4 protein-coding genes are annotated in these 3,695 nt (G+C 74.4%); 2 read left to right on the top strand and 2 right to left on the bottom strand.

The window, feature by feature from the left end; genetic code table 11:
* Positions 1-629, top strand: a 629-nt coding sequence (locus AB0C29_RS38060; RefSeq protein WP_360831093.1) for a hypothetical protein, incomplete at its 5' end; no start/stop codon positions are given.
* A 9-nt stretch (positions 630-638) separates the two neighbouring features.
* Positions 639-1,340: a hypothetical protein gene (locus AB0C29_RS38055; RefSeq protein WP_360831091.1), complete on the top strand. Its 702-nt coding sequence runs from the start codon at positions 639-641 to the stop codon at positions 1,338-1,340.
* Here the strand turns inward: AB0C29_RS38055 and AB0C29_RS38050 are convergent.
* A complete protein-coding gene (locus AB0C29_RS38050) occupies positions 1,333-2,418 on the bottom strand; it encodes a hypothetical protein (RefSeq protein WP_360831088.1) in 1,086 nt (361 codons plus the stop codon). The genes AB0C29_RS38055 and AB0C29_RS38050 overlap by 8 nt on opposite strands.
* The coding region (locus tag AB0C29_RS38045) for a S8 family serine peptidase (protein ID WP_360831085.1) at positions 2,415-3,695 on the bottom strand (1,281 nt) is incomplete at its 5' end. The genes AB0C29_RS38045 and AB0C29_RS38050, both read right to left, overlap by 4 nt.

The following is a 3,695-nucleotide window of genomic DNA, read 5'->3' as shown; positions in this document are numbered from 1 at the left end:
TCGCCCTGACCGGCGCGCTCGCCGTCAACGGTGGGCTCGGCGTCCTCGCCGCGACGGATGCCGTCCGCGTCGCCGGTCCGGACGGCCCGGTCCCGATCGCCCGGCTCGGCGCCCCGCTGCTGGCCCCGGTCTACGTCTTCGTCTCGATCGCGGTCTTCGCCGCCGGCAGCGAGTTCCGCGGCGGGCAGGTCCGGGTCAGCCTGCTCGCCGTGCCCGGCCGGACCCGGCTGTTCGCCGCCAAGTCCGCTGTGTGCGCGCTGGTCAGCGTGCTCGCGGCCGTCCTGGTGGGGCTGCCGTTTCCGCGTGCCGCCGCCGGCACCGGCCTGGCCGCGCTGGTGAGCGCGTACCTGTTGCTCGCGCTGGTCGGCTACGGCTTCGCGGTCATCGTGCGGACCGTGGTGACCCCGCTCGCCGTGCTGTCCGTCGCGGCTCTGCTGGTGGCACCGATGCTCCGCGGCGTCGTCCCGGGGCTGGTGAAGTACCTGCCGCACGACGCGGCACTCAGCCTCGTGGGCCTGCCCGGCGGCCCGGCCGCCCTGGGCCGGGCCGGCGGCCTGCTCACCCTGTCGTGCTGGGCCGCGGGGTGCGTCGCTGCCGCCTGGCTGGTCTTTGTCCGCCGTGACGCTTGAGGAGCAGTGTTGTCGAAGAAGCGGCTTGTAGTCGCCGCGCTCGCCGCGGTCCTGGTGGCCGCCGTGGCCGCGCTCGTGGTGCTCTACCCGATCGCCGTCGCGGCCGCCTGTCCCGGCTGCTACGGGCTGCGTCAGGCCGCACCGGACGTCTACGTCGACGACGGCGCGACGCCCGAGCAGCGGCGTCAGGTGGTGGACATGATCGCGGCGGCGAGGCAGCGGGTCAGCGACTACCTCGGTGCGATGCGCAGCAGCCCCCGCGTCCTGGTCTGCCTCAGCGCGGAGTGCTACGAGCACATCGGCGGTGGCGGCGAGAAGGGACAGGCCCTGCGGGACCGTGCGCTGGCGCTGTCCCCGGGCGGCGCCGACGTGGTGATCGCCAGCCACGAGCTGACCCACGCGGAGCTGTACCGGCGGCTCGACTCCCGCTACGACCAGGTGCCGCGCTGGTTCCACGAGGGCATCGCGGTGCTGGTCTCGGACGATCCCCGCTACCTGACCGCGAAGCCGCCCGGCGAACGCTGCCCGATCGACTACGCCCAAGCGCTGGCGGCTGTGCGCGCCGGCGCTGCGCCCTCGACGGACTTTTACCGCGACAGTGCCTGCGTGGTGGACCGCTGGGCCGCCGCGCACGGCGGTGCCGATGCCGTGCTGGACCTCGTCCGCCGCCTGCGAGCCGGCGAGTCCTTCGCCGCCGTCGTGGTCACTTAGCCGCCCGCAGCAGCCGGCGCAGGCTGGCGATGATCTCACCTTCGTGCTCGGCCAGGATCGGGATGGTGGCGTCGACCAGCTGGAAGATGTCCGGCCCCTCCAGCTCGGTCAGAGTCCGGCGCAGGGTGGCGGCCCGGGCGTCCGACGGCGGGTGGTCCGCGACGATCGCCGCGCCGCCGAGCTCCGGCACCTCGTCGCGCACGCGGTTCAGCAGGTGGTCGACCGCGAAGAACAGGAACGTCCCGGTCACCGCGATGGACTTGCGCAACAACGGGCTCTGTTCCTGCTCGTCGTACTCCAGGGCTTTCAGGGCGAGCAGCATCCCGATCTCGTCCGCCTCGAACTCCTGGTCGTGACTCTTGCGCAGCCACTCGGTACCGCTCGGGCGCCGGCCGGTACGGGTGAGGTGCCCGGCCAGGAAGTGGCCGTACTCGTGGGCCACGGCGAAGGTCTCCGCGGCGCCGGCGTAGAGATAACTCAGCGCGCCGCGGGTGGTGCCGTCGACCTCCTGCTTGCCGCCGCGCCCGGGATCCGTGTGCAGCACGTACGCCGCCAGCGAGCCGACCAGGTTCTCGTCCGCCTGCCGCCGGCGGCGTTCCATGGCCTCGGTGGTCGGCTGGACGTCATAGCCGCCGTCCGGGCGCCGCTCGGCCACCCGCACTCTGGTGTTGAGCGCGAGGGCCACCTCGACGAGCAGGTAGTGCAGGCCGGTGTTGATCAGCAGCAGCGTGCCGTGGCGGGCGGCGAGCGCTTCGGCGTTGAACGACCGGTGGGGGTACTCGCCGACGTACACCGGGCCGGGCAGCTCCCCGCTGAGCTCACGGACCGCCCGCTCGATCCGCTCCGAGGTGGCGGCGTAGCGGTCCCGCGGTCCGCCGCCGCGCGGCTCGGGCGGCTCGGGCGGCAGCAGATTCCGTTCGCCGTAGTCGGCCGCCGATCGCTGTGCCTGCTCCGTGATCCGGGCGATCAGGAGTGCTTCCTCCTCGGGCGTGGCGGTCCGCCCGACGAGGTCCTCCAGGCCCTGGGCCCGCAGCAGCTCGCGGTACTCGGCGGCCAGCGCCGCGCGCGCCGCGTTCACGGCTGTCCCTGCCATCCGGCGCCGGGCACGTCGGTGGGCCCGCCGGTCACGGCCACCGCGAAGTCCTGCGGCCCGAAGAGCAGCTCCGACACGGCGGTCACCTCGATCGAGTAGTCGCCCGGCCCGGCCCGGTCGAGGCGGACGATCTGCACGTTGTTGGCGGTGTCGGCGGTCGCGTAGGCGGTGCGGCGTTGCTCGTTGCCGGACCAGCGGCGCCCGTCCGTGAGGTGCACCACGACCAGGCTGAGCGCGTGCTGGATGCCGCGCCCGGGCGGATCGGTCCAGGCCAGGCAGACGCGCAGCGGGCCGGGATCGGTGCGATGCAGCGTCAGCCGGACGGTCTGCCCGAGCCGGTCCAGCGACCGGCCGGGGGAGGCGGCCGCCCAGGTGTCGGCGTACATGGCGGGCAGGGCGCCGGCCAGGTCGAGCAGGCCGAAGCCCTGGTGGCAGTTGGGCGGGTACGGATGCTGCGCCGCCGCGTCCCGCCCGCCGAGCCAGCGGGTGCCGTTGAGCAGCGACGCCTTCAGCAGAGCGGCGCTCGGCACGTGGGCGTGGCCGGTGAACCACTCCCGGACCAGGGCCGCGGCTCCGGCGACGAGCGGCGCGGCCATGCTGGTGCCGCCCAGCACCGCGTAGTTGTCGTCCCAGTCCCGCCAGAAGGAGCGGTCCGGGGCGAGGGCGGACCGGGTGGACACGACACAGGTGCCCGGCGCCACCAGGTCCGGCTTGATCCGGTCGTGCTCCTGGCACGGTCCCCGGCTGCTGAACGCGGCCAGCGAGTCCGGGTCGCCGCCGAGCCGCTCGTCGCCGATCGGGGCGTCCGGGAAACCGGCCGGGGACCACTCGCGCCAGGTCAGGTCGGGCACGCCCCGGGTGCTGCGGCTCGCGCCGACGGTCAGGGCGTTCTTGGCGGTGGCCGGCGCGGTCACCGAGAAGAGGTCGACGAAGCCGGCCGGCACGTGCCGGGGAGCCAGGGCCCGCCCGGCGTTGCCCGCGGCGACGACGACGAGCATGTCCGGGTGCTCGCTGACGAACTCGTCGATCTCCAGCGAGCTCATCCGGTAGACCGAGCCGGCCTCCGCACCCCAGCTGTTGTTGTGGATCCGGGCGCCCGCGGCGTAGGCCTCGGCCAGCAGGTCGTTGAGGTCGACGGGCAGGCCGGAGAGCCGGCCGGCGGCGTCCAGCACGGACTGGACGAAGACCGACGCGCCGGGCGCCGCGCCGCGGACCGTGCCCTGGTGTCGGCCGTGTACGCCGGCCTGTCGGCTGAGTTCCCC

Origin of the sequence: Actinoplanes sp. NPDC048791 (genome assembly GCF_040650095.1) — a bacterium.
Classification (GTDB): domain Bacteria; phylum Actinomycetota; class Actinomycetes; order Mycobacteriales; family Micromonosporaceae; genus Actinoplanes.
Note: the sequence above shows the minus strand (reverse complement) of the source record. Positions and strands in the feature narration are given on the sequence as shown.